Annotated in this window: 16 protein-coding genes; 11 read left to right on the top strand and 5 right to left on the bottom strand. The window is 71.0% G+C overall.

What is annotated here, in order from left to right:
* Window positions 1-93: 93 nt before the first annotated feature.
* Together OG782_RS29985 and OG782_RS29980 are read left to right on the top strand one after the other, a co-directional pair.
* The gene (locus OG782_RS29985) at window positions 94-2,544 is read left to right on the top strand and encodes a GTPase-associated protein 1-related protein (protein ID WP_406456250.1); all 2,451 of its coding nucleotides are present in this window, start codon (window positions 94-96) and stop codon (window positions 2,542-2,544) included.
* 288 nt (window positions 2,545-2,832) lie between these two features.
* On the top strand, window positions 2,833-3,294 hold the full coding sequence (locus OG782_RS29980; RefSeq protein ID WP_406456248.1) for a hypothetical protein: 462 nt from the start codon (window positions 2,833-2,835) through the stop codon (window positions 3,292-3,294).
* Window positions 3,295-3,339: 45 nt separating this feature from the next.
* Here the strand turns inward: OG782_RS29980 and msrB are convergent, their stop codons facing one another.
* The 4 genes from msrB to OG782_RS29960 all read right to left on the bottom strand — a co-directional run bounded on the left by msrB (window position 3,340) and on the right by OG782_RS29960 (window position 6,557).
* Window positions 3,340-3,744, bottom strand: a complete 405-nt coding sequence (gene msrB, locus OG782_RS29975; RefSeq protein WP_406456246.1) for a peptide-methionine (R)-S-oxide reductase MsrB — start codon at window positions 3,742-3,744, stop codon at window positions 3,340-3,342.
* 10 nt (window positions 3,745-3,754) lie between these two features.
* Window positions 3,755-5,149 (bottom strand): UDP-N-acetylmuramate--L-alanine ligase, encoded by a 1,395-nt coding sequence (murC, locus tag OG782_RS29970; protein ID WP_406456244.1) that lies wholly within the window; start codon window positions 5,147-5,149, stop codon window positions 3,755-3,757.
* Window positions 5,150-5,190: 41 nt separating this feature from the next.
* On the bottom strand, window positions 5,191-5,643 hold the full coding sequence (locus OG782_RS29965) for an indole-3-glycerol phosphate synthase (RefSeq protein ID WP_328896961.1): 453 nt from the start codon (window positions 5,641-5,643) through the stop codon (window positions 5,191-5,193).
* Window positions 5,644-5,792: 149 nt separating this feature from the next.
* On the bottom strand, window positions 5,793-6,557 hold the full coding sequence (locus tag OG782_RS29960) for a pyrimidine reductase family protein (protein WP_406456242.1): 765 nt from the start codon (window positions 6,555-6,557) through the stop codon (window positions 5,793-5,795).
* A gap of 35 nt (window positions 6,558-6,592) precedes the next feature.
* Between OG782_RS29960 and zapE the strand changes: the two genes are divergently transcribed.
* From zapE to OG782_RS29945, 3 genes are all read left to right on the top strand, one after another.
* Window positions 6,593-7,687: a cell division protein ZapE gene (gene zapE, locus OG782_RS29955; RefSeq protein ID WP_406456240.1), complete on the top strand. Its 1,095-nt coding sequence runs from the start codon at window positions 6,593-6,595 to the stop codon at window positions 7,685-7,687.
* Window positions 7,688-7,770: 83 nt separating this feature from the next.
* Window positions 7,771-8,196 carry an OsmC family protein gene (locus OG782_RS29950; RefSeq protein WP_148021515.1) on the top strand — a complete coding sequence of 142 codons (426 nt, stop codon included), beginning with the start codon at window positions 7,771-7,773 and terminating at the stop codon, window positions 8,194-8,196.
* 149 nt (window positions 8,197-8,345) lie between these two features.
* A complete protein-coding gene (locus OG782_RS29945; RefSeq protein WP_406456237.1) occupies window positions 8,346-9,743 on the top strand; it encodes an alkaline phosphatase PhoX in 1,398 nt (465 codons plus the stop codon).
* Between the two features lie 60 nt (window positions 9,744-9,803).
* Here the strand turns inward: OG782_RS29945 and OG782_RS29940 are convergent, their stop codons facing one another.
* Window positions 9,804-10,946, bottom strand: a complete 1,143-nt coding sequence (locus OG782_RS29940; protein WP_406456235.1) for a mandelate racemase/muconate lactonizing enzyme family protein — start codon at window positions 10,944-10,946, stop codon at window positions 9,804-9,806.
* Between the two features lie 189 nt (window positions 10,947-11,135).
* On the opposite strand from OG782_RS29940, the gene OG782_RS29935 reads away from it, so the two are divergent.
* From OG782_RS29935 to OG782_RS29910, 6 genes are all read left to right on the top strand, one after another.
* A complete protein-coding gene (locus OG782_RS29935; RefSeq protein ID WP_406456233.1) occupies window positions 11,136-12,119 on the top strand; it encodes a LacI family DNA-binding transcriptional regulator in 984 nt (327 codons plus the stop codon).
* A gap of 74 nt (window positions 12,120-12,193) precedes the next feature.
* A complete protein-coding gene (locus OG782_RS29930) occupies window positions 12,194-13,573 on the top strand; it encodes an ABC transporter substrate-binding protein (protein WP_406456231.1) in 1,380 nt (459 codons plus the stop codon).
* 6 nt (window positions 13,574-13,579) lie between these two features.
* Entirely contained in the window at window positions 13,580-14,536 is a 957-nt protein-coding gene (locus OG782_RS29925; RefSeq protein ID WP_406456229.1) for a carbohydrate ABC transporter permease, read from the top strand.
* Window positions 14,533-15,411, top strand: a complete 879-nt coding sequence (locus OG782_RS29920; RefSeq protein WP_406456227.1) for a carbohydrate ABC transporter permease — start codon at window positions 14,533-14,535, stop codon at window positions 15,409-15,411. The genes OG782_RS29925 and OG782_RS29920 overlap by 4 nt, the downstream gene beginning before the upstream one ends.
* 53 nt (window positions 15,412-15,464) lie before the next feature.
* Window positions 15,465-17,759: a hypothetical protein gene (locus OG782_RS29915; RefSeq protein ID WP_406456225.1), complete on the top strand. Its 2,295-nt coding sequence runs from the start codon at window positions 15,465-15,467 to the stop codon at window positions 17,757-17,759.
* Window positions 17,760-17,772: 13 nt separating this feature from the next.
* Complete coding sequence (locus OG782_RS29910; protein ID WP_406456223.1) at window positions 17,773-19,995, top strand: FAD-dependent oxidoreductase; 2,223 nt, start codon at window positions 17,773-17,775, stop codon at window positions 19,993-19,995.
* Window positions 19,996-19,999: the final 4 nt, after the last annotated feature.

Here is a 19,999-nt window from a genome sequence, read left to right as displayed (position 1 = left end):
GGGTCGTCGCTCTGCCGGGACGGCGCTGCCACCACGGGACGGCGAGCGCGGGTGGCAGGGGACCTTCACGGCAGGGACGAAGAGAGCCGACGCATGAGCCTCGCGCAGTTGCACTACACCTCCGCAACGGACGGGGACGGTCCAGAAACCGGCGAGGCGGAACCGGTACGGGGCCGTTTCAGCGCAGTTGACGCCGCGATACCCGCGTCCGTGCTCACCGAGGCGGGACCGCTCCTGGCGTACGAGCCGCCGGCCGGCACACCGCCCCGGCTCACGGACACCGCGTTGCGCGCCCTGCCCGAGGCGTTCAGTTTCAGTGTGCTCTCCGACGGCAGCCATCTGCTGGCCCGGACGGTGGCGGTCCGCACCGGACCGCATTCCGCCCTGGGCTTCCACGCGCACGCGGTCCACCTCCCCTCCGGCACCGGCCTGCCGGGCGGCACGCTCCCGATCAGCGCCTGCCGGTCCGCCCGCTGGGCCGTCACGACGCCGGACCGTACGCTGCCCGGCCCGCTCGCCGCGCCGTCCGCCGCCACCGGCCACGCCCGCGACCGGGAGGGGCTCAACGACTTCGCCGTCTCCCGCGGTCCGTGGCTCGCGGGCGTCCTGGCCGATCTGCGCCGGCTGAACGAGCGGGAGTCCTCGCACCGGGTCGTGCTCGTCGAGCGGCAGAGCGCGGATGTGGCCCGCTGGATCGCGCTGGCCGGGGTCGCACTGCCCGCCGGGCTCGCCGAACGCCTGACGTTCACGACCTACACCCGCCGTCCGCTCCACGCCCCGCAGCAGATCGTCGGTGTGCTGCCGCAGGACGCGCACGAGCTGACCGGCCCCGGACTGCGCGTCCACACCTGCACCGGGCCCCGCCCGGAAGGCACCGTGGACGACCCCTGGGCCGAGACGGCGGCCCGGATCTGGCGGAGCCGTACGCCGGAGCTGTTCCGGGAGGCGGCCGAGCTGCCCGGGGAGCCGTTCGCCGCCGGTCCGCTGGCGGTGACCGCGCTGTGCGCCGGCATAGCGCTGGGGCCGGACGAGCGGGCCGCCGCGGCCGACTGGGCCGCCGAGCGGCCCTACGCGCTCGACGCGAAGCGCACCGGTCAGCTGGTCGACGCGTTGACCGCACCCGGGGTCGACGACCGCACCGGGCCCGAATTCGACGCTGCGGGACGGCTGTTCGCCGCGCTCGACGGCCGCTCCCCCGCGACCACCACGGCACCGCTGGCCGCGATGCTGGTCACGGAGGCGGTACGCGGCGGCAACGGCTCCGTGGAGCTGCCCGGCCGCACGGCGTTCAGCGGCGCGGAGGGCGCGGCCGTCGCCTCGGTGCTCGGGCCGGAGATACTGACCGAGCTGAGCGGCGCGGGCGTCGGCCTCGACGTGGCCAGGACGGTGCAGCTGCTGCGGGTGGCCCGGCTCCTCGGGGTGGACTGCGCCGAGCTGCTGCCCTCGGTCGTCCGCCGGCTGGCGCCCGCCCTGCTGGAGGCCGGCGACGGTGAGCCCCGCTGGGCGCCCGCGCTGCTGGAGCTGATGGACGAGCAGTTCGACGTCCGTACGGCGCTGCTCGGCGCACTGGACCGGATCGCTCCGCAGGACCCGGCGGGGGTGGAGCGGCTGCTGGGGCGGGTGCCGTTGCCGTTCACCGGGACCCAGCTGCTGCCGCATCTGCGGATGTGCGCGGCGGCGCCGGAGGCCAAGGCGGGCTGCGGCACCGACCGGATGGGGGCGGTGCACCGGGTACTGCGGGCCGCCGGAATGTCGCCGTTCGCCGAACCGCTGGTGCTGCGGACGGCCGTCGGCCTGGTGTGGGAGGAGGGCGCTCCGACGGCGGGCGAGGCCCGGCTGCTGCTGGAGGCCGCGACGTCGGACGCCCACCGGACGGCCGGCACCTGGTCACACCTGGTGGCCGCGGCGCTCGGCGCCGGTGCCGGTGACGAGGATGCGGCCGAGCTCGCCCATGACCTGCTGCGCGGATTCCCGCAGGAGATCGGGGGCCGGGCGCGCGGGTCGCTGCTGCTCCTGGAGTTCGCCCGCGAGGTGCGGTCGGGGGCGGCGGCGCCGGACTGGGCGGACCGGGCCCGCGCCCTGCGCAAGGACGCCGAGCCCGTGGAACCGGGGGTGCTCCAGCACGCGTACGGCGCCCTCGCCGGGCAGCTGCTGGCACCGGACCGGCCGGAGGCCGAGCTGTACGCCCTCGTGCACAGCGGCGACGCCGATCTCATCGCCGCCTACGACCGGGCCGCGCGCGGCAGCGACGTCCGGGCCCGGATCGGGGCCGAACCCGCCTACGCAGCCGGCTGCTTCAGCGTCTGGACCGCCCACCCGCACGCGGGGGCGGAGTGGAGCAGGGTCGCCGCCGCCCTGCTGGAGGAGGTGCTGCGCCCTGCTCTGCGCAGGCTCCCCGCCGACGGGGTCGCGGAGGTGGAGGAGGCCGTGGGGCGTTCGGGGAGCAGCGGACGCGCGGAGGCCTTCCACGACTGGAACCGCCGGGGCCAGGGAACGCTCGGGCGGCTGGGCCGGCGGATCGCGGGCCGGGTGCGCCGGATCTGACGGGCGCGGGTCACCACGGGCGGCCGTGTGTCGTGGCGGCCTCCCCGCGCCCGGTACCGTGGGGGCAGACGATCTCGTGGGCCCAGGGCCTGTCGTCACACTGCCGTCTGCCGCGCGGCGTCTGGCACGCACGCTCGCGGCGTTGCCGAAATGCCCCAGTAGCTCCGCTACGTGAGCATTCCGGTGCCTTGCGATCGCACGCACCAGATGCCGCGCGGCCGCCCTCCGGGCGACGACGGCAGTGTGACGACAGGCCCTGGCGGGCTGCGTGAACCCCAGGAGGAACAGATGACGACGAACCGTGGACGCAAGGACGTGATCCGCGACCGGATGGCCGCGACCGGTGAGTCGTACAACGTGGCCGCCCGCAACCTCAAGGCGATGAAGGACATGGGCGCCACGCGCGACGCCGTCCTGACCCAGCGGTGGCGCCCGGCCGAGTCCCTCGACGTGCCGTGCCCGTGCGGCGGCACCTGTGAGCCCGGCGAGACGTGCGAACTCTGCCACGCGCGCCACCGGCACGTGGCGCGCTACCCCGGCAGCGCCACTGAGGTGGAGACCTGGGTGGACCGCTACGAGTGCACCGGCTGCCCGGCCTCGTACACGCTGATCGTCGAGCTGCCGGGCCGGCCCTGGGGCGTCGCGGAGACCGTGATCCAGGGCGGTTCGGCCGAGTCGGTCGTGCGGGCCCGGGTCTTCCCCGGTGTGGTGCACCCGCTGCTGAAGCCCGAAACGCCGGAAGAGGACTGACGCGCGCGTCAGTCCTCTTCCGGATGGACCGGTCCTCGTCACGCGTCAGGCGTCGGGGGTCAGCCGCAGTGAGATCGAATTGATGCAGTACCGCTGGTCCGTCGGAGTGGGGTAGCCCTCGCCCTCGAAGACATGGCCCAGGTGAGAGCCGCAGCGGGCGCAGCGCACCTCGGTGCGGACCATGCCGTGGGTGCGGTCCTGGATCAGTTCGACCGCGTCGCTGTCCTTCGGGTCGTAGAAGGACGGCCAGCCGCAGTGCGACTCGAATTTCGTGTCGGAGCGGAACAGCTCCGCGTCACAGGCGCGGCAGGAGTAGACACCCGTGGTCTTCGTGTCGGTGTACTCGCCGACGAAGGCCGGCTCGGTGCCGGCCTTGCGCAGCACGGCGTACTCGGCGGGGGACAGCTCCTCCCGCCACTGCTCGTCCGGCTTCTCGATGTCGTACGGCACGGTGGCTCCCTCAGCTCGACAGGTGGTCCAGGATCTGCGGGCCGAGGTCAGTGACGTCGCCCGCCCCCATGGTGAGAACGAGGTCGCCGGGCTTCGCCATTCCCGCGATGACCTCGGGGACCGTCGTCTTGTCGTGCACGGCGGTGACGTCGGCGCCGGCGGCCTTCGCGGCGTCGACGATCAGGGTGCTGGTGATGCCGGGGATCGGGTCCTCGCGGGCCGGGTAGATGTCCAGGACCACGGAGGCGTCGGCCAGCGCGAGGGCCTGTCCCATCTCGGTGCCGAGCTCCTGGGTGCGGGAGAAGAGGTGGGGCTGGAAGACGACCAGGAGGCGGGCCTCGGAGGCGGCGCCGCGCATCGCTTCGAGGTCGGCGGTCATCTCGGTGGGGTGATGGGCGTAGCTGTCGATGACCTGGACGCCGGCGGCCTCGCCCTTGAGCTGGAGGCGGCGCTTGACCCCGGTGTACTTGCCGAGGGCCGAGGCCAGGTTGTGGGCGGGGATGCCGAGGGCGACGCCCGCGGCGAGGGCGGCCACCGCGTTCAGCGCGTAGTGGCGGCCGGGGACCGAGACGGTGAAGGTGAGGTACTTCCCGTTCAGGACGAGGGTGACCTCGCTGGTCAGGCCGCGCGGGGTGATCTTGTGGACGCGTACGTCGGCGGTCTCGGACTCGCCGTAGGTGACGACCTTGAGCGCGGACAGGTCGCGCACCCGGCGGGTCAGCTCGACGGCGCCGGACTGGTCGGCGGAGATCACCAGGGTGCCGTCGGGGACGATCTTGCCGGTGAAGGTCTCGAAGGAGTCGTAGATCTCGTCCATCGAGGCGTAGTTCGCGTGGTGGTCCAGCTCGACGTTGAGGACGATCGCGACCTCGGGGTCGTACTTCTGGAAGCTCCGGTCGCTCTCGTCGGCCTCGGCGACGAAGATGGCGCCCTCGCCGTGCGTGGCGTTGGTGCCGGGGCCCGCCAGGTCGCCGCCGATCGCGTACGAGGGGTCGAGGCCCAGCTCGGTCAGGGCGACGGCCAGCATCGATGTGGTGGTCGTCTTGCCGTGGGTGCCCGCGACGGCGATGGACCGCAGCCCCTGCATCAGGGAGGCGAGGGCGTCGGAGCGGTGCACGACGGGGATCGAGAGCTCCCCGGCGCGCACCAGCTCCGGGTTGTCGGCGCGGATGGCGCTGGAGACGACCACGCACGTGGCGTCGTCCGCCAGGTGTCCGGCGGCGTGTCCGATGTGGACGGTCGCCCCCAGCGCGCGCAGCGCCTCGGCCGTGGGGGACTCCTTGGAGTCACTGCCCGCGACCTTCGCACCGCGCCGGGTGAGGATCTTCGCGATGCCCGACATCCCGGCGCCGCCGATGCCGATGAAGTGCGGCCGTTCCATGGCGGCAGGAATACCGGGTGCCATGCGTGTGTCTCCCAGGGTGGGTACGGGTAGGGCCTCCCAGCCTATTCGCTGTGCGCGAAGAGCTTGAGCACCGGTACGCCGACCTTGTGCCGGGCGCGGGACGCCCAGTCGCGGTGGAAGAACTCCTCCACGTAGTGCGGCGCGGTCAGGACGATGACCTCGTCGGCCTCCGCCTCGTCGACGACGGACTTGAGCTTGTCCAGGGGGTGGTCCTCGATCACCTGTCCGACGGCTTCGGAGCCCGCCTGGCGCAGGGCTTCCAGGGACACCTCGAGCGCGAGTTCGGCCGACTGTCTGGCGTTCTTGCCCTCCGGCTCCTCGCTCTCGCGGGCCGCTTCCTTCAGTTCGCCCATCGCCAGGTCGTCGATGGCCCGCAACAGCACATCCGCCTGGTCGCCACGCGGCTGCATGAGTACGACGAAGGAGATCTGCTCCTCCCCGTGCAGGGTGGTGACGAACTCGACGTCCTCGGAAGTGAGGGGCTTCTCGATCATCAAAACGCTGGTGAACACCACAGGCGCCCTTCTGCTTCAGTGACCGTCGCCGGTCGCTGCTGAAACCATCCTTCCCCGTGCTCGCACGGGGTCTGCGAGATCCATTCTGCCCACCGAACGCTAACCGGAACGGGATATTCCGCCGATTGTCAGATCCGACGGTATCGAGAGAACAGAAACCCGGCCTCTTCCAGCAGCGATGCCAGGGCGAATCGTTCCGGCACGGCCACCGACGGACCGCCCGCGATCCGCTGCGCGTCGCCCGCCGTGAGCATCGGTGCCAGGGTCAGGCACATCTCGTCCAGCACCCCCGCCGCCACGAACTGACCGAGCAGCCGGGGCCCGCCCTCCGTCAGCAGCCGCCGGTGCCCGCGGTCCGCCAGTTCCCGCACCGCCCGGGCGGGGTCCACCCGGGAGCCCTCCCCCGCGATCACCACCTCGGCGCCCGCCCTCCGGGCCGCCGCGATCCGGTCGGGCGGCGCGCCCGCACCGGTCAGCACGAGCGTCGGGACCAGCGGCGAGACGAAGAGCGGCAGCGAGAAGTCCAGGTCCAGGCTGCCGCTGACCACGGCGACCGCCGGTGCGGGTCCCTGCCCCGCCGCCGCCCGCCGCGCGGCGAAGGCCTCCCGGGCCCGGGCGGGGCGGTAGCCCTCCAGGCGTACCGTCTCAGCGCCCGCGATCACCACGTCGGCCAGACCGCGCAGGGTGCCGAAGATCCGCATGTCGCTCTCGCAGGAGATCGGCTGCGAGCGGCCCTCGTGCTGGGCGGCGCCGTCGAGGGTCGACACCATGTTGGCGCGCAGCCACGGGCCGTCGGTCCCGGGGTAGGCGTAGGCGTCGGCAAGGGCGTCCAGACTCCACTCACCTCGGTCGTCGGCCACTGTCTGGTCGGTCACAGGGAACAGGCGTCGCATGTTCCGCAGTCTGGCACGCTCTAAGCTGGGGAGTTGTGTCGTCCTCCTCCACCGCCGTGCCGGGGTCCAGCCCCATAGCCGAAACGGCCCCGCTGTCCCTGTGCGCCCTCGAGCCGCGCGTCCCTGCCGACCGTCTGGTCGCCGAGATGGTGCCGCCGCCGCGCTTCGACTCGGTGCGCTTCGACACCTACGTGCCCGACCCCAGCCAGCCGAGCCAGATCGAGGCCGTCAAGGTCCTCTCCGGTTTCGCCGCCGGGCTGGGCGGGGCGCACGCCACCGGTTCGGGGAAGCGCAAGTGGTTCGGGAAGAAGGCCGTGGCGCCCAGCGGCCCGCGCGGGGTCTATCTCGACGGCGGCTACGGCGTCGGCAAGACCCACCTCCTCGCCTCCCTCTGGCACGCCACGCCCGCCGCCCCCTCGCTCAAGGCCTTCGGCACCTTCGTCGAGCTGACGAACCTGGTGGGCGCGCTCGGCTTCCAGCAGACCGTGCAGACGCTGAGCGGGCACCGGCTGCTGTGCATCGACGAGTTCGAGCTCGACGACCCGGGCGACACGGTGCTCGTCTCCTCGCTGCTCAGCCGGCTGGTCGAGGCGGGGGTGGCGCTGGCCGCGACCTCCAACACGCTGCCGGGCAAGCTCGGCGAGGGCCGGTTCGCCTCGGCCGACTTCCTGCGGGAGATCCAGGGGCTGTCCTCGCACTTCCGCCCGCTGCGCATCGACGGCGAGGACTACCGCCACCGCGGCCTGCCCGACGCCCCGCCGCCGTACTCCGAGGAGCAGGTCACCAAGGCCGCGTACGCGACCGAGGGCGCGAGCCTGGACGACTTCCCCGCGCTGCTGGACCATCTGGCCCGCGTCCATCCGAGCCGGTACGGCGCGCTGACGGACGGGGTGCGGGCGGTGTGCCTCACCGAGGTGCAGCCGGTCCCGGACCAGTCGACCGCACTGCGGCTCGTGGTGCTCGCGGACCGGCTGTACGACCGGGAGGTGCCGGTGCTCGCCTCCGGACTTCCGTTCGACCGGCTGTTCAGCGAGGAAATGCTGAACGGCGGGTACCGGAAGAAGTACTTCCGGGCAATCTCCCGGCTGACGGCCCTGGCGCGTGACGCAAAGGGACTGGTGGCGCAGTAGGTTCGGGACGTAACACCGGTGTGGCACGACGGAGTGCCCCACGACTCCCGTACAACCGCGCATTCCGTTTGAAGGGAACCAGCATGGCTACCACGCGTCAGGCTCACACGGTCTGGGAAGGCAACCTGATCGAGGGCAAGGGCGTCGTCACCCTCGACTCCTCCGGAATCGGGGAGTACCCGGTCTCCTGGCCGTCCCGCGCGGAGAAGGCGAACGGGAAGACCAGCCCGGAGGAGCTCATCGCCGCGGCCCACTCCAGCTGCTTCTCCATGGCGCTCTCCAACGGTCTCGCCACGGCCGGCACCCCGCCGACCCGGCTGAACACCCAGGCCGAGGTCACTTTCCAGCCGGGTACCGGCATCACGGGGATCCACCTCACCGTCCAGGGCGAGGTGCCGGGTCTCGACGAGGCCGGCTTCGTCAAGGCGGCCGAGGACGCGAAGGCGAACTGCCCGGTCAGCCAGGCTCTGACGGGCACGACGATCACGCTCAGCGCCTCGCTCGCCTGAGTTCCGCCGGGCCCCCGACGGGGCCCGGGCCGGGTCCCCTGCGGCCCATGACACGACTGAGGCCGGTGGCCCGCATGGTTCCCGCGCGATGAATCGCGTGCTACACACATGCGGGTCACTTCTCCTGTCCGCCAACAGGAAGTTGCCTCATGTCTTCCGTACCTTCCGTACCTTCCGCATCGGCACAGCCGTCAGCGACACGACGTCAGGTCCTGGCCGGTACCGGCGCGGCCGTGGCCTCGGTCGCCTTCGCCGGCGCGTTCACCGAACTCTTCGCAGGCACCGCGGCCGCCCGCGGACACGCGGGCTACGGCCCCCTGGTGCCCGACCCGGACGGACTGCTCGATCTGCCGAAGGGGTTCCGCTACCGGGTCCTCTCCCGGGAGGGCGACCCGCTCCGCTCCGGCGAGGGCCCCGTCCCCAGCCACTGCGACGGCATGGCCGCGTTCGCCGGCCGGCGCGGACACGTCCGTCTGGTGCGCAACCACGAGAACCGGGTCACCGCGAAGATCGCCGTCCCGGCCGTCGAGGGGCTCACCTACGACCCGATGGGCAAGGGCGGCTGCACCGCCCTGGAGCTCGACGGCGACAACAACGTCCTCGGCGAACGCGTCGCCATCGCCGGTACGGCGGTGAACTGCGCCGGTGGGCGCACCCCTTGGGACACCTGGCTCACCTGCGAGGAGACCGAGGACAAGGCCGGGACCAACGGCTACACCAAGGACCACGGCTTCATCTTCGAGGTGGACGGCGCGAATCCGCACCGTACCGGCGCCGTACCGCTGACCGCGATGGGCCGCTTCCAGCACGAGGCGATCGCGATCGACCCGCGCAATGGCGTCGTGTACGAGACCGAGGACGCGTTCGACAAGCCGTTCGGGCTCTTCTACCGCTTCCTGCCCGAGAAGCCGCTCGGCGGCACGGGCTCACTCCGGGCCGGCGGGCAGTTGCAGGCCATGCGGGTGCCGGGGGTGCCCGACCTCTCCGCCGTCCAGGAGACCGGGACGAGCTTCGAGGGGATCGAGTGGGTTCCCGTACCGGACCCACTGGCCACCGAAACCCCCATCCGTTTCCAGGACTTCGGACCGAAGGGCATCACCCACGGCCAGAAACTGGAGGGGTGTTACTGGGGCGGCTCCTCGGTCTACTTCGTCTCCAGCTTCGCGCACAGCGCCGAGGGGTCGGCCGCCGACCACTTCGGGCAGGTCTGGCGGTACGAGCCGCAGCGGCGCCGGCTGACGCTGGTCATCGTCTTCGGCCCGGACACGGACATCCAGCTGCCGGGCGAATCGCCCGACAACATCACCCTGGCCTCCGACGGCGGGCTGATGGTGTGCGAGGACGGCAGCGGCGCCCAGCACGTGTTCGGCCTGACGCGGCGCGGCGAGGTGTACGCGATGGCGCGCGGCCGGCAGAACATCGGGACGCCCGAGGAGCCGGAGTGGGGCGAGTTCGCCGGGGTCACGTTCGCACCGGACTCCGGGACGATGTACGTCAACTGCTACACCCCGGGTACGACGTTCGCGGTCACGGGGCCGTGGCGCTGACCGGCTGAGCGATCGGGCGGGGGACGGGCCGGCCCGTCCCCCGCCCGATCGCGGTGTCCCCTACCAGTTGGTGAACGCCCCGTCCGCCGTCCGCAGATGGGGGCGCTCCGCCGCGGTGGCCTGGTACTTGCGCGCCTCGTCACGGTCGATGTCGACCCCGATCCCGGGCAGTTCGCTGAACTCGACCCGTCCCGGCACGACCACCGGGCGATGGGTGAAGAGCGCGGCGATGGCCGGCTCGGGGTCGGTCTGGTGCTCCTGGATCGCCACGTTCGGGCAGGCCAGGTTGAGCTGGAGCGAGGAGGCCGCGGTGACCGGGCCGAGCGGGTTGTGGGTGGCGAGCTTGATGTGGTGGGCCTCCGCCATGGCCGCGATCTTCTTCGCCTCGGTCAGGCCGGCGGCGACGCCCACGTCGACCCGGACGTAGTCGATGAGCTCGTCCTCGATCAGGGACCTGAACTCCCATTTGGAACCGTACTGTTCCCCCGCGGCCAGCGGTACGCCGGTGCGCGCCCGGAGCATCCGGTAGCTGTCCGGGTTCTCGCAGCGCAGCGGGTCCTCCACGAAGTACGGGCGGGCCGCCTCGATCTCCCGGCACAGGGTCAGCGCCTCGGGCGGATCGAGCCGGGTGTGCACATCCAGGATGAGCTCCACCTCGTCGCCCACCGTCTCCCGTACCTGGTGGAAGAGTTCGACGGTGTCGCGCAGGCAGCGGCGGGCGTCCAGCACGTCGTCGGCGTCGTGCGGCGCGGCGAAGCGCAGATGGCGCCAGCCGGACCGGACGAGGTCGCGGCAGCGGTCGAGGAACCACTCGCGGTCGTGGTACCCGTCGCCGACGTGCACATAGGCGGGTACGTGGTCGCGCACCCGGCCGCCGAGGAGTTCGTGCACCGGAACGCCCAGCGCCTTGCCCCGGATGTCCCACAGGGCCACGTCCACGGCGGCGATGGCGGCACCGAGTATCCGGTCGGCCGGGAAGAAGCCGCGGCGGAACATCACCTGCCACAAGTGCTCGATGCGGCGCGGGTCCTCACCGATGATCAGCTCGGCCAGATGGGCGAGCCCGCCCGCGACCGCCTTCTGCCGGGATCTGATCCCGACCTCGCCCAGACCGTGGATGCCCTCGTCGGTGTCGACCACCACGAGCATCATGCTGTCGCCGTGGTCGGGCAGAGTCAGCACTTCCAGGCCGGTGATCTTCATGCCACTCCTCGATGAAAACGTTCCCGCAATTTCAGAACAGTTAATGAGAACGCATCATCGACATCAGCACCGCCCTTGCGCAAGCCCCTTGCGCACAGCAGATTTTCCTGATGGAAACACTCTTGACACACCCGGGAACGTTCGCAAGGATCCACCGCATCCAGCAGGGATCAGGCGAGGAGGCCGACTGTGGCAGTCACAATCCGGGAGGTGGCGAGCGCCGCGGGCGTCTCGGTGTCGACGGTGTCCCGTGCGTTCACCGCACCCGACCAGGTCCAGCCGAGGACCCGGCAGCGCATCCTGGACGCCGCATCCAAGCTGGGCTACTCCCCGAATCCGGCGGCGCGCAGCCTGCGGGGCGGCGGAACGGGGACGCTCGGGCTGATCGTCCCGGACATCACCAACCCGTTCTTCCCGCCGATCATCAAGGCGATGCAGGCCCGCGCCCGGCGCCTGGGGTACACGGTCCTGGTCGCCGACAGCGACGAGCGGGAGGCCGATGAACTCGAGGCCATCGCCGCGGTGTCCAAGCGGGTCGACGGCCTGGTGCTGTGGGCCTCCACGCTCACCGAGGAGCGGTTGCGGGAGCTGTCCGACCGGATGCCGGTGGTGGTCGTGAACCGCCACGTACCGGGCATTCCCGAGGTACGGATCTCCCTGTCGGCCGGAATCACGCAGACCGTCGAGCATCTGCGCGCCTACGGCCACCGCCGCTGCGTGTTCATCAACGCCTCGCGCGCCGAACTCAGCCGCGGCAAGTCCATCCAGGAGTCCTTCGAGGCCCTGGACCTCTCACTGGTGGAACTCGGCCCGTACGAACCGCGGTTCGAGACGGGGGTGCACGCGGCCACGCTCGTCGGCGCACACAACGCCACGGCGGTGATCGCCCACAACGACCTGGTCGCCCTCGGCGTGCTGCACCAGTTGTCGAACCTGGGCATCAGCGTCCCGGGGGACGTCAGCGTCGTCGGCATCGACGACACCCTGCTGGCCTCCGTCTCCACCCCCGGCCTGACCACCATCAGGATCGACCCCGAGGAGATCGCCACCCGGGCCGGTGATCTGCTCATCGAGACGATCGCCGGCCGCACGAGCGGCGACGACGCACCCTGCGTGGAGATCGGCTCCCGGCTGGTCCCCCGCGCCTCCACGGGCCCCGCGCCCGCCCACTGAGCCTCCCTCCCCGCCGAGCCTCCGAGCTCTCCCGAGCCCTCTCCCTACCCTCCCCTGCCCTTCTTGGAGAAGAAATGTCCAGAACCTCCCGCCGTGTGGCCGTACTCGGCTGCATAGCCGTGGCCGTGACCCTCACCGGCTGTTCCTCCGTCACCCCGGGCAAGGCGGGCTCGGGCGGCGACGTCGTCCTGCGGGTCCAGGGCATGCCCCCGGCCACCGACAAGCCGGGCCTGGCCCTGTTCAAGCAGCAGGTCGCCGACTTCGAGAAGGCCAACCCGGGGATCAAGGTCAAGGGGTCCACCACCGTCTTCGACCCGCTGACGTTCTCCGCCAAGCTCTCCGGCGGCAGCGTCGAGGACGTCATCAAGGTGCCGCTGACCGAGCCCCAGCGGCTCATCCAGCAGAAGCAGGTGCAGCCGATCACCGGGCAGCTCCAGGAGTGGGACCACTTCAAGGAGTTCAACCCGCAGGTCCTCAAGCCCCTCAGCGACAGCGCCGGCGACGTCTTCGGCGTACCGCAGAATCCGTACGCCCAGGGCCTGGTCTACAACCGGGACCTGTTCGAGAAGGCCGGTCTCGATCCCGACAAGCCGCCGGTGACCTGGGAAGAGGTCCGGACGGCCGCCAAGAGGATCAGTGAGAAGACCGGCAAGGCGGGCTTCGTCCACGAGTCGAAGGACAACCAGGGCGGCTGGCAGCTGACCATGCTGTCGTACGCGTTCGGCGGGGAGCTGGAGACGCAGCAGGGCGGCACGTACACCGCCACCCTCACCGGCCCGGAGACCAGGAAGGCGCTCGGCCTGCTCAAGGACATGCGCTGGAAGGACGACTCGCTGGGCCGGAACCTGCTCAACAACCAGAACGACGTCGTCAAGCAGTTCGCGGCCGGGCAGGTCGGGATGTTCATGGGCAGCCCGGGCACCTACCGCCTCGCCAAGATGCAGTTCGGCATGGAGAACATCGACGCCTTCGGTGTCGGCGCCATGCCCCAGTCCGGCGGCAACGCCACGCTGACCGGCGGCGACATCTACATGGTCCCCAAGTCGGCCGACAAGAAGCACGCGGCCGCCGCGGTCAAGTGGCTGACCTTCGCGTACGCCCAGCCGCAGTACAGCACCGAGATCGCCGCCCACCAGGCCAAGGCGCTGTCCGCCGACCCCAAGTCCGCGGTGGGCGTGCCGACCCTGCCGGTCTTCGACGCCGAGCGGCAGAAGCGGATCAACGCGGCCATCAAGCCGTACAGCAACGTGAAGGCGGAGAACTTCCTCCCCTACACCGAGGGCCTGCCCAAGCTCGAGCTCAAGGCCGAGCCGCCCTACCAGGCGCAGCAGCTCTACACGGCGCTCGACTCGGTCGTCCAGTCGGTGCTCACCAAGCGGGACGCCGATGTCGACGCCCTGCTGGCCGCGGCCGAGAAGGACGTCAACACCAAGCTCTCCGCCGGCCAGAAGTAGTCCGCCATGAGCCTGCTCACCCCTTCCCGGCGCTCCGCCGCCGTGCTCAAGGAGCCGCTGCCGGCGCCCGCGGACCGGCCGGCCGGTCCGCGGGCCGGGGCCCTGCGCAAGCAGTTCACCGCATGGCTGTTCCTGGTCCCGACGCTGCTGATCTTCGGGCTCTTCGCCTGGTGGCCGATCGTCCGCAGCCTGCTGATCAGCTTCCAGCGGACCAATCTCGTCGATCCCGCCGTCTGGGTGGGCCTCGACAACTTCCGGGCGGTCTTCGACGATCCGCTGCTGGGGACCGCCGTCGGCAACACCCTGCTCTTCGTCGGCCTCGGCCTTCTGATCGGCTTCCCCGCGCCTCTCTTCCTGGCCGCCGTCATGTCCACGGTGCGGCGTGGCGCCGGAGTGTTCCGCTTCCTCGTCTATCTGCCCGTGGTCATTCCGCCGGTGGTGGCGATCCTGCTGTGGAAGTGGTTCTACGACCCGGGCAGCGGGCTCTTCAACAGCGCCCTGGGGGCCATCGGTCTCGGCCCGTACTCCTGGCTGGAGTCCTCCGACAGCGCGATGCTGTCGCTGGTACTGGAGTCGACGTGGGCGGGCATGGGCGGCGCCGTGCTGATCTATCTCGCGGCCATGGTCGGCATCCCGGGTGAGCTGTACGAGGCCGCCGAGATGGACGGGGCCGGGATCTGGCGCCGGCTCTGGCACATCATGCTTCCGCAGCTGCGTTCGGTCATCGGTCTGTTGCTGCTCGTGCAGCTGATCAACACGGTGCAGGTCTTCACCGAGCCGTACGTCTTCACCGGCGGCGGCCCGGAGAACTCCACCCTCACCGTGCTGCTGCTGATCTTCCGGTACGCCTTCCAGGACGGCGCGTACGGCCAGGCGGCCGCGCTCTCCTTCCTGATGGTGCTCGCCCTCGCCCTGCTCTCCGCGGTCTATCTGCGGGCCACCCGCAGCTGGAGCAAGTCATGACCTCCCTCACCACCTTCGTCTCCGTCAACGACCGGCAGCGGCCCGGCGTCCGCGCGGCCGTGCGCTCCGTCCAGGTCCTCACCCTGCTCCTGCTGCTGCTCATCGGCATCGGGCCGCTCTACTGGATGGTCAAGGGCGCGGTGTCGCCGCCGACCGAGCTGACGACGCATCCCCTCGCCCTGTGGCCGGACAAGCCGCTGACGGATAACTTCACCATCGCGTACCGGGACCTGGGCGTCGGCCACTACCTGATGAACAGCCTCCTGGTGGTGGGTGGGTCATGGCTGGTCCAGCTCTTCGTCTCGGCCACCGCCGGCTTCGCGCTGTCGGTGCTCAAACCCCGGTTCGGCAAGGTCGTCTACGGGGCGATCCTCGCGACGATGTTCGTGCCGTACACCGTGAACATGGTCAGTCTCTTCATGACCGTGATCGATGTGCCGTTCATCCACCTCAATCTCGGTGACACCTACTGGGCGATCTGGCTGCCCGCCGGCACGAACGCCTTCACGGTGCTGCTGGCCAAGCAGTTCTTCGACGCACTGCCCAGGGAGCTCTTCGACGCGGCCCGGGTCGACGGTGTCAGCACCCGCCAGCTGCTGACCAAGATCGTGCTGCCGATGAGCCGGCCGGTGCTCGCAGTGATCAGCCTGCTGGCGGTCATGCACAGCTGGAAGGACTTCATCTGGCCGCTGGTCGCGATCACGGACCCCGAGAAGCAGCCGATCAGCGTCGCGCTCGCCCAGCTCGCCACCCAGGCCCCGCAGGACCAGCTCATCGCCGCGATGGTGCTGGCCGTCGCGCCGCCGGTGCTCGTCTTCGCCGTCTGCCAGAAGTACATCGTCGCCGGACTCGGCTTCACCGGCGTCAAGGGCTGACGCCCAAACCCCTTATTGCAGCTTCCTCTTCGGGACAAGAGAAAGGCACTGCCATGTCAGTCGCACGCCGCAGGTTCCTCCAGGGCACAGCCGTCGCCACGGGCGCGGCCCTCATCCCGGCGGGCATCGCGCACGCCGCGGACCCCGTCACCCTCACCGCCGAGGGCATCACGCTCGTCGGCCGGAGCGACGGGAGTGTGCTGCTCCAGGATGCCGCCGGCACCGACCGTCTGCTGCTCACCCACTTCATGATCAAGGACAGTGTGCTGGGCCAGCAGCGCACCTTCGGCGGCACCCCGGCACGGATCACGCTGCCCGACGGGCGCCCCGCCCTGCGGATCACGTACATCCTGGGCGGCGGAGCCCCCGGCATCACGGTGACCGGCACCTTCGACCTCAGCGCGCACAAGGCGCACCTGAAGTGGGAGGTCGCCGGCTCCACCACGCTGACGCCGACCGGCTTCCTGTTCGCCCGCGCCACGCAGGGCACCGGCGCGAGCGAGTCGTACGAGGCGCTGACCGTCTGGGAGAAGGACGCCCGTGGCGGCATCCCGTACGAGGTCAACGCGGGCGCCGTCTACACCGACACCTGGCCGGACGCCACCGCCTTCACCTGCCTGTCCGCCACCACCCCCTCCTACACCAACGCCACCTGGGTCCACGCCCCCGGCAAGCCGACCGGCACGACCACCGCCGTCACCGAGGCCGACATCGTGCTCGGCACCATGCGGCCGCGCGGTGCGGGCGCCCTCGCCGCGGGCCGGCCGCTGGGCGTGGAGGTCTGGACCGACCAGCCCTTCAATCTGTACAAGGCCGCCGGGCAGACCATGACGCTCAAGACCCAGGTGGTCAACGGAGCGGCCGCCGACCGGGCGGTGACCCTGAACTGGTGGGCGCGCGACTTCGCCGGCACGCAGATCGCCGGCGGCACGGTCTCCCGCACGGTGGCGGCCGGGACGGCGTGGGACGCCGCCTTCACGGTCACCTCCCCGTCCCAGGGCATCGTCTTCACGGAGGTGGAGGCCGTCGCGGGGAGCGACAAGGCGCTGGCCCGCACCAACCTCACGGTCCTGCCGGACTTCGCGTACCAGGCGGGCGACGAGTCGATGTTCGGCATCGCCAACTACCCCTGGCTGCTGAAGCCGAGCCAGGACGCGGTGCTCGGGCTGATGAAGACGCTGGGCATCAAGCGGGTCCGCAACGCCTACGCCGGTGCGCCCGGCATCGACATCGCGACCCTCGACGCCCACGGCATCGGGCACAATGTCGAACTCAGCTCCATCCCCCTCGGCGGCAGCGCCGAGCAGATCGCGGCCTGGGCCGACACCAATGTCGCCAAGGCGATCGACTCGAAGGCCCCGTACTTCGAGGTGGCCAACGAGGTCAACACGCCCTGGATGTCGGGCCGGGGCGCCGATGTGTACGTCAGGGACGGTCTGCGCCAGGTCACCGACCGGCTGACCGCCGCCGGTTCGACGATGAAGGTCATGAACGCCGGCCTCGGCGGCATGGACCACGTCTGGACCACGAACTTCCACGCCGCCGGCGGCTGGGACCTCATCGACGCCTTCGCCATCCACCCGGGCCGCGGCAACTTCACCGCCGACTACGCCCCGCCGGTGGAGGAGTGGACGCTCGGGTCGACCGGTTCGTACTGGAACTTCCTCGGGGCGGTGCGCAAGGCCAGGGAGCTCGTCGACACGTACGGCGGGAACAAGGAGCTGTGGCTCAGCGAGGCGTACGCGCCCACGAAGCCCAACTCCTGGTGGCACGACACCTACCGGCACGCCGCCGAGAACGTCCTGCTCTCGCTCGCGCTGGCCAAGTCCGAGGGGGTGCGCGGCGTCAACTGGTACCAGCTGCACGACTCCGTCATCAGCCACCCGCAGTCCGCGGACCCGGCCAACGTCGAGTACCACACCGGTCTGATGAACCGTGACACCAGCGCCAAGCCCTCGCTCCTCGCGTACGCGACCGCCGCGCGCGTCCTGGACCGGGCCACCTTCGTCCGCCCGCTCGTCTTCGCGGACCCCGACGTCAAGGGCCTCCTGTTCACCACGCCGGACCGCGGCCCGGTGTCCTTCCTGTGGAGCCGCAAGGACGGCTACGTCCTCAACGCCGACCACGGGGACGACGCCTGGTACGCGTCCCCCGAGCCCTGGACCGAGACCTGGACGACGAAGACCGAGGTCGTCGCCCACTCCGGCGCGGTCGCGGGCACGGTGACCGTACTGAACTGCATCGGCCAGGAGAGCACGCTCACCGCCGCCGGCGGCAAGGTCACGCTCACCCTCGACGGCGGCCCGCGCATCTTCTACGGCCTCGCCGCCAACCCCGACTGGAAGTAGGAACCGCCAAGTCATGAGGAACGAAACCGCACGGCACGACATCACTGTCGTCGGCGGCGGCCTGGCCGGGGTCAGTGCGGCCATCGCCGCCGCCCGGCTGGGCCGCACCGTCGCCCTGGTCAACAACCGGCCCGTCCTCGGCGGCAACGCGAGCAGCGAGGTCCGCGTCTGGGTGTGCGGCGCGACCGGACACGGAAAGAACCACTACGCCCGCGAGGGCGGCATCATGGGCGAGCTGTTCGTCGAGAACCAGTTCCGCAACCCGGACGGCAACCCGTACTACTGGGACTCCGTGGTGCTGGACGCGGTCCGCGCCGAGCCGAACATCACGCTCTACCTCAACACCGATGTGCGCGAGGTGGACGCCGAGGGCCCCGAGGACGCCCGGCGCATCACCGCCGTCACCGGCTGGATGATGGGGTCCGAGCGGCGGATCCGCTTCGAGAGCGAGATGTTCCTGGACTGTTCGGGAGACGGGCTCATCGGATATCTCGCCGGTGCCCGGCACCGCATCGGGCGGGAGTCCCGGGCCGAGTACGACGAGGCGTGGGCCCCGGAGACGGCCGACTCCCTCACGCTCGGCTCGACGCTGCTCTTCTACACCAAGGACGCCGGACGCCCCGTCAAGTACGTCGCGCCCGACTTCGCCAGGAACATCGCCGAGACCTCCATCCCGCAGCGCCGCATCATCAGGTCCGGTGACAACGGCTGCGCCTACTGGTGGATCGAGTTCGGCGGCGAACTCGACACGGTGCACGACAACGAGCGCATCCGCGACGAACTGTGGGCGGTCATCCACGGCATCTGGGACCACATCAAGAACTCCGGCGAGTTCGACTCCGAGAACATGACGCTGGAGTGGGTGGGCTCGGTGCCGGGCAAGCGCGAGTACCGGCGCTTCCTCGGTGACTACGTCATGCACCAGGGCGACATCCTCGGCCAGACCGAGTTCGAGGACCGGGTGGCCTTCGGCGGCTGGTCCATCGATCTGCATCCGCCGAAGGGGGTGTACGCCACGGAGGACGGGGCCAAGCAGCGGTACGCGGACGGCATTTACCACATTCCGTACCGCAGCCTGTATTCGGTGAACACGACCAATCTCCTCTTCGCCGGACGCAACATCTCCGCCAGTCATGTCGCCTTCGGCTCGACCCGGGTCATGGCGACCTGCGCCACGATCGGCCAGGCCGCCGGCACGGCCGCCGCGCTCTGCGCCGGCAGCGGCGCGGCGCCGCGCGCGCTGGAGGTCGCCGAGCTCCAGCGGACGCTGCTGCGCGAGGACGCCTCGGTGATCGGTCTGGCCTCGGCGGACCCGGACGATCTGGCCCTGGGCGCCGTCGCCACCGCCTCGTCGACACTGGCGGGCCCGGATGCGCAGACGCCCGGTGAGCGGTGGCCGCTGACCGCGGACGCGGGTCTTCTGCTGCCCGTCGACCCGGAGCTGACCGGCCTGGACCTGCTCGTCGACGCCGGCCGCGACACGGAGCTCGTGGTCGAGCTGTACGACCCCGAGCTCGGCCAGAACTACGTACCGCGCCGCCTCATCGCCTCCGTCACCGTCCCGGTCCCCGCCGGGGACAAGCAGTGGGTCTCCACCGGGCTCCACTGGTCACCGCGGACCGCCCGCAACGCGTTCGTCGTCGTACGCGCCAACGAGGACCTCGCGCTGTACAGCGCCGGCGGACCGGCCCCCGGGGTCCTGTGCCTCACCCGGGTGCCGCTGCGCCCGCAGGACGAGTCGCCGCAGCCGCTGCGGGAGTGGACCGACGCGGGTCTTCGGCGCAGCACGTTCTGCCTGCGCACGGGAGAGACGTCGGCGTACGCGCCCGCCAAGGCCGTCGACGGGTACGCCCGCCCGTACGCCGGACCGCACATGTGGGTCTCCGGGCCGCTGCGGGAGGGCACGGAGGAATGGCTGGAGCTGTCGTGGCCCCGGCCGGTCACCCTGTCCAGGATCGACGTACTCGCCGACGACGACGTCAACGAGGACCTGATCAATCTGCATCATCACCGGACACCGTTCGACACGCTTCCCACCCTCCTGCGCGACTACCGCGTCGAGGCGCGCGGGCCGGACGGTGGCTGGCAGGTCGTGTCACGTACGTCGGACAACCGGCGCCGCCGCCAGGTGCACACCCTGGACGGACCGGTCACCACGGCAGCGGTGAGAATCGTCGTCGAGGCGACCAACGGAGCCGCGTCGGCGCATGTCGTCGCCGTACGCGCCTACGCATAGGAGC

Source organism: Streptomyces sp. NBC_00876 (assembly GCF_045207435.1).
In the GTDB taxonomy this organism is placed as follows: Bacteria; Actinomycetota; Actinomycetes; order Streptomycetales; family Streptomycetaceae; genus Streptomyces.
The sequence above is the reverse complement of the archived record's forward strand: the minus strand, read 5'-3'. Positions and strand labels throughout refer to the sequence as shown.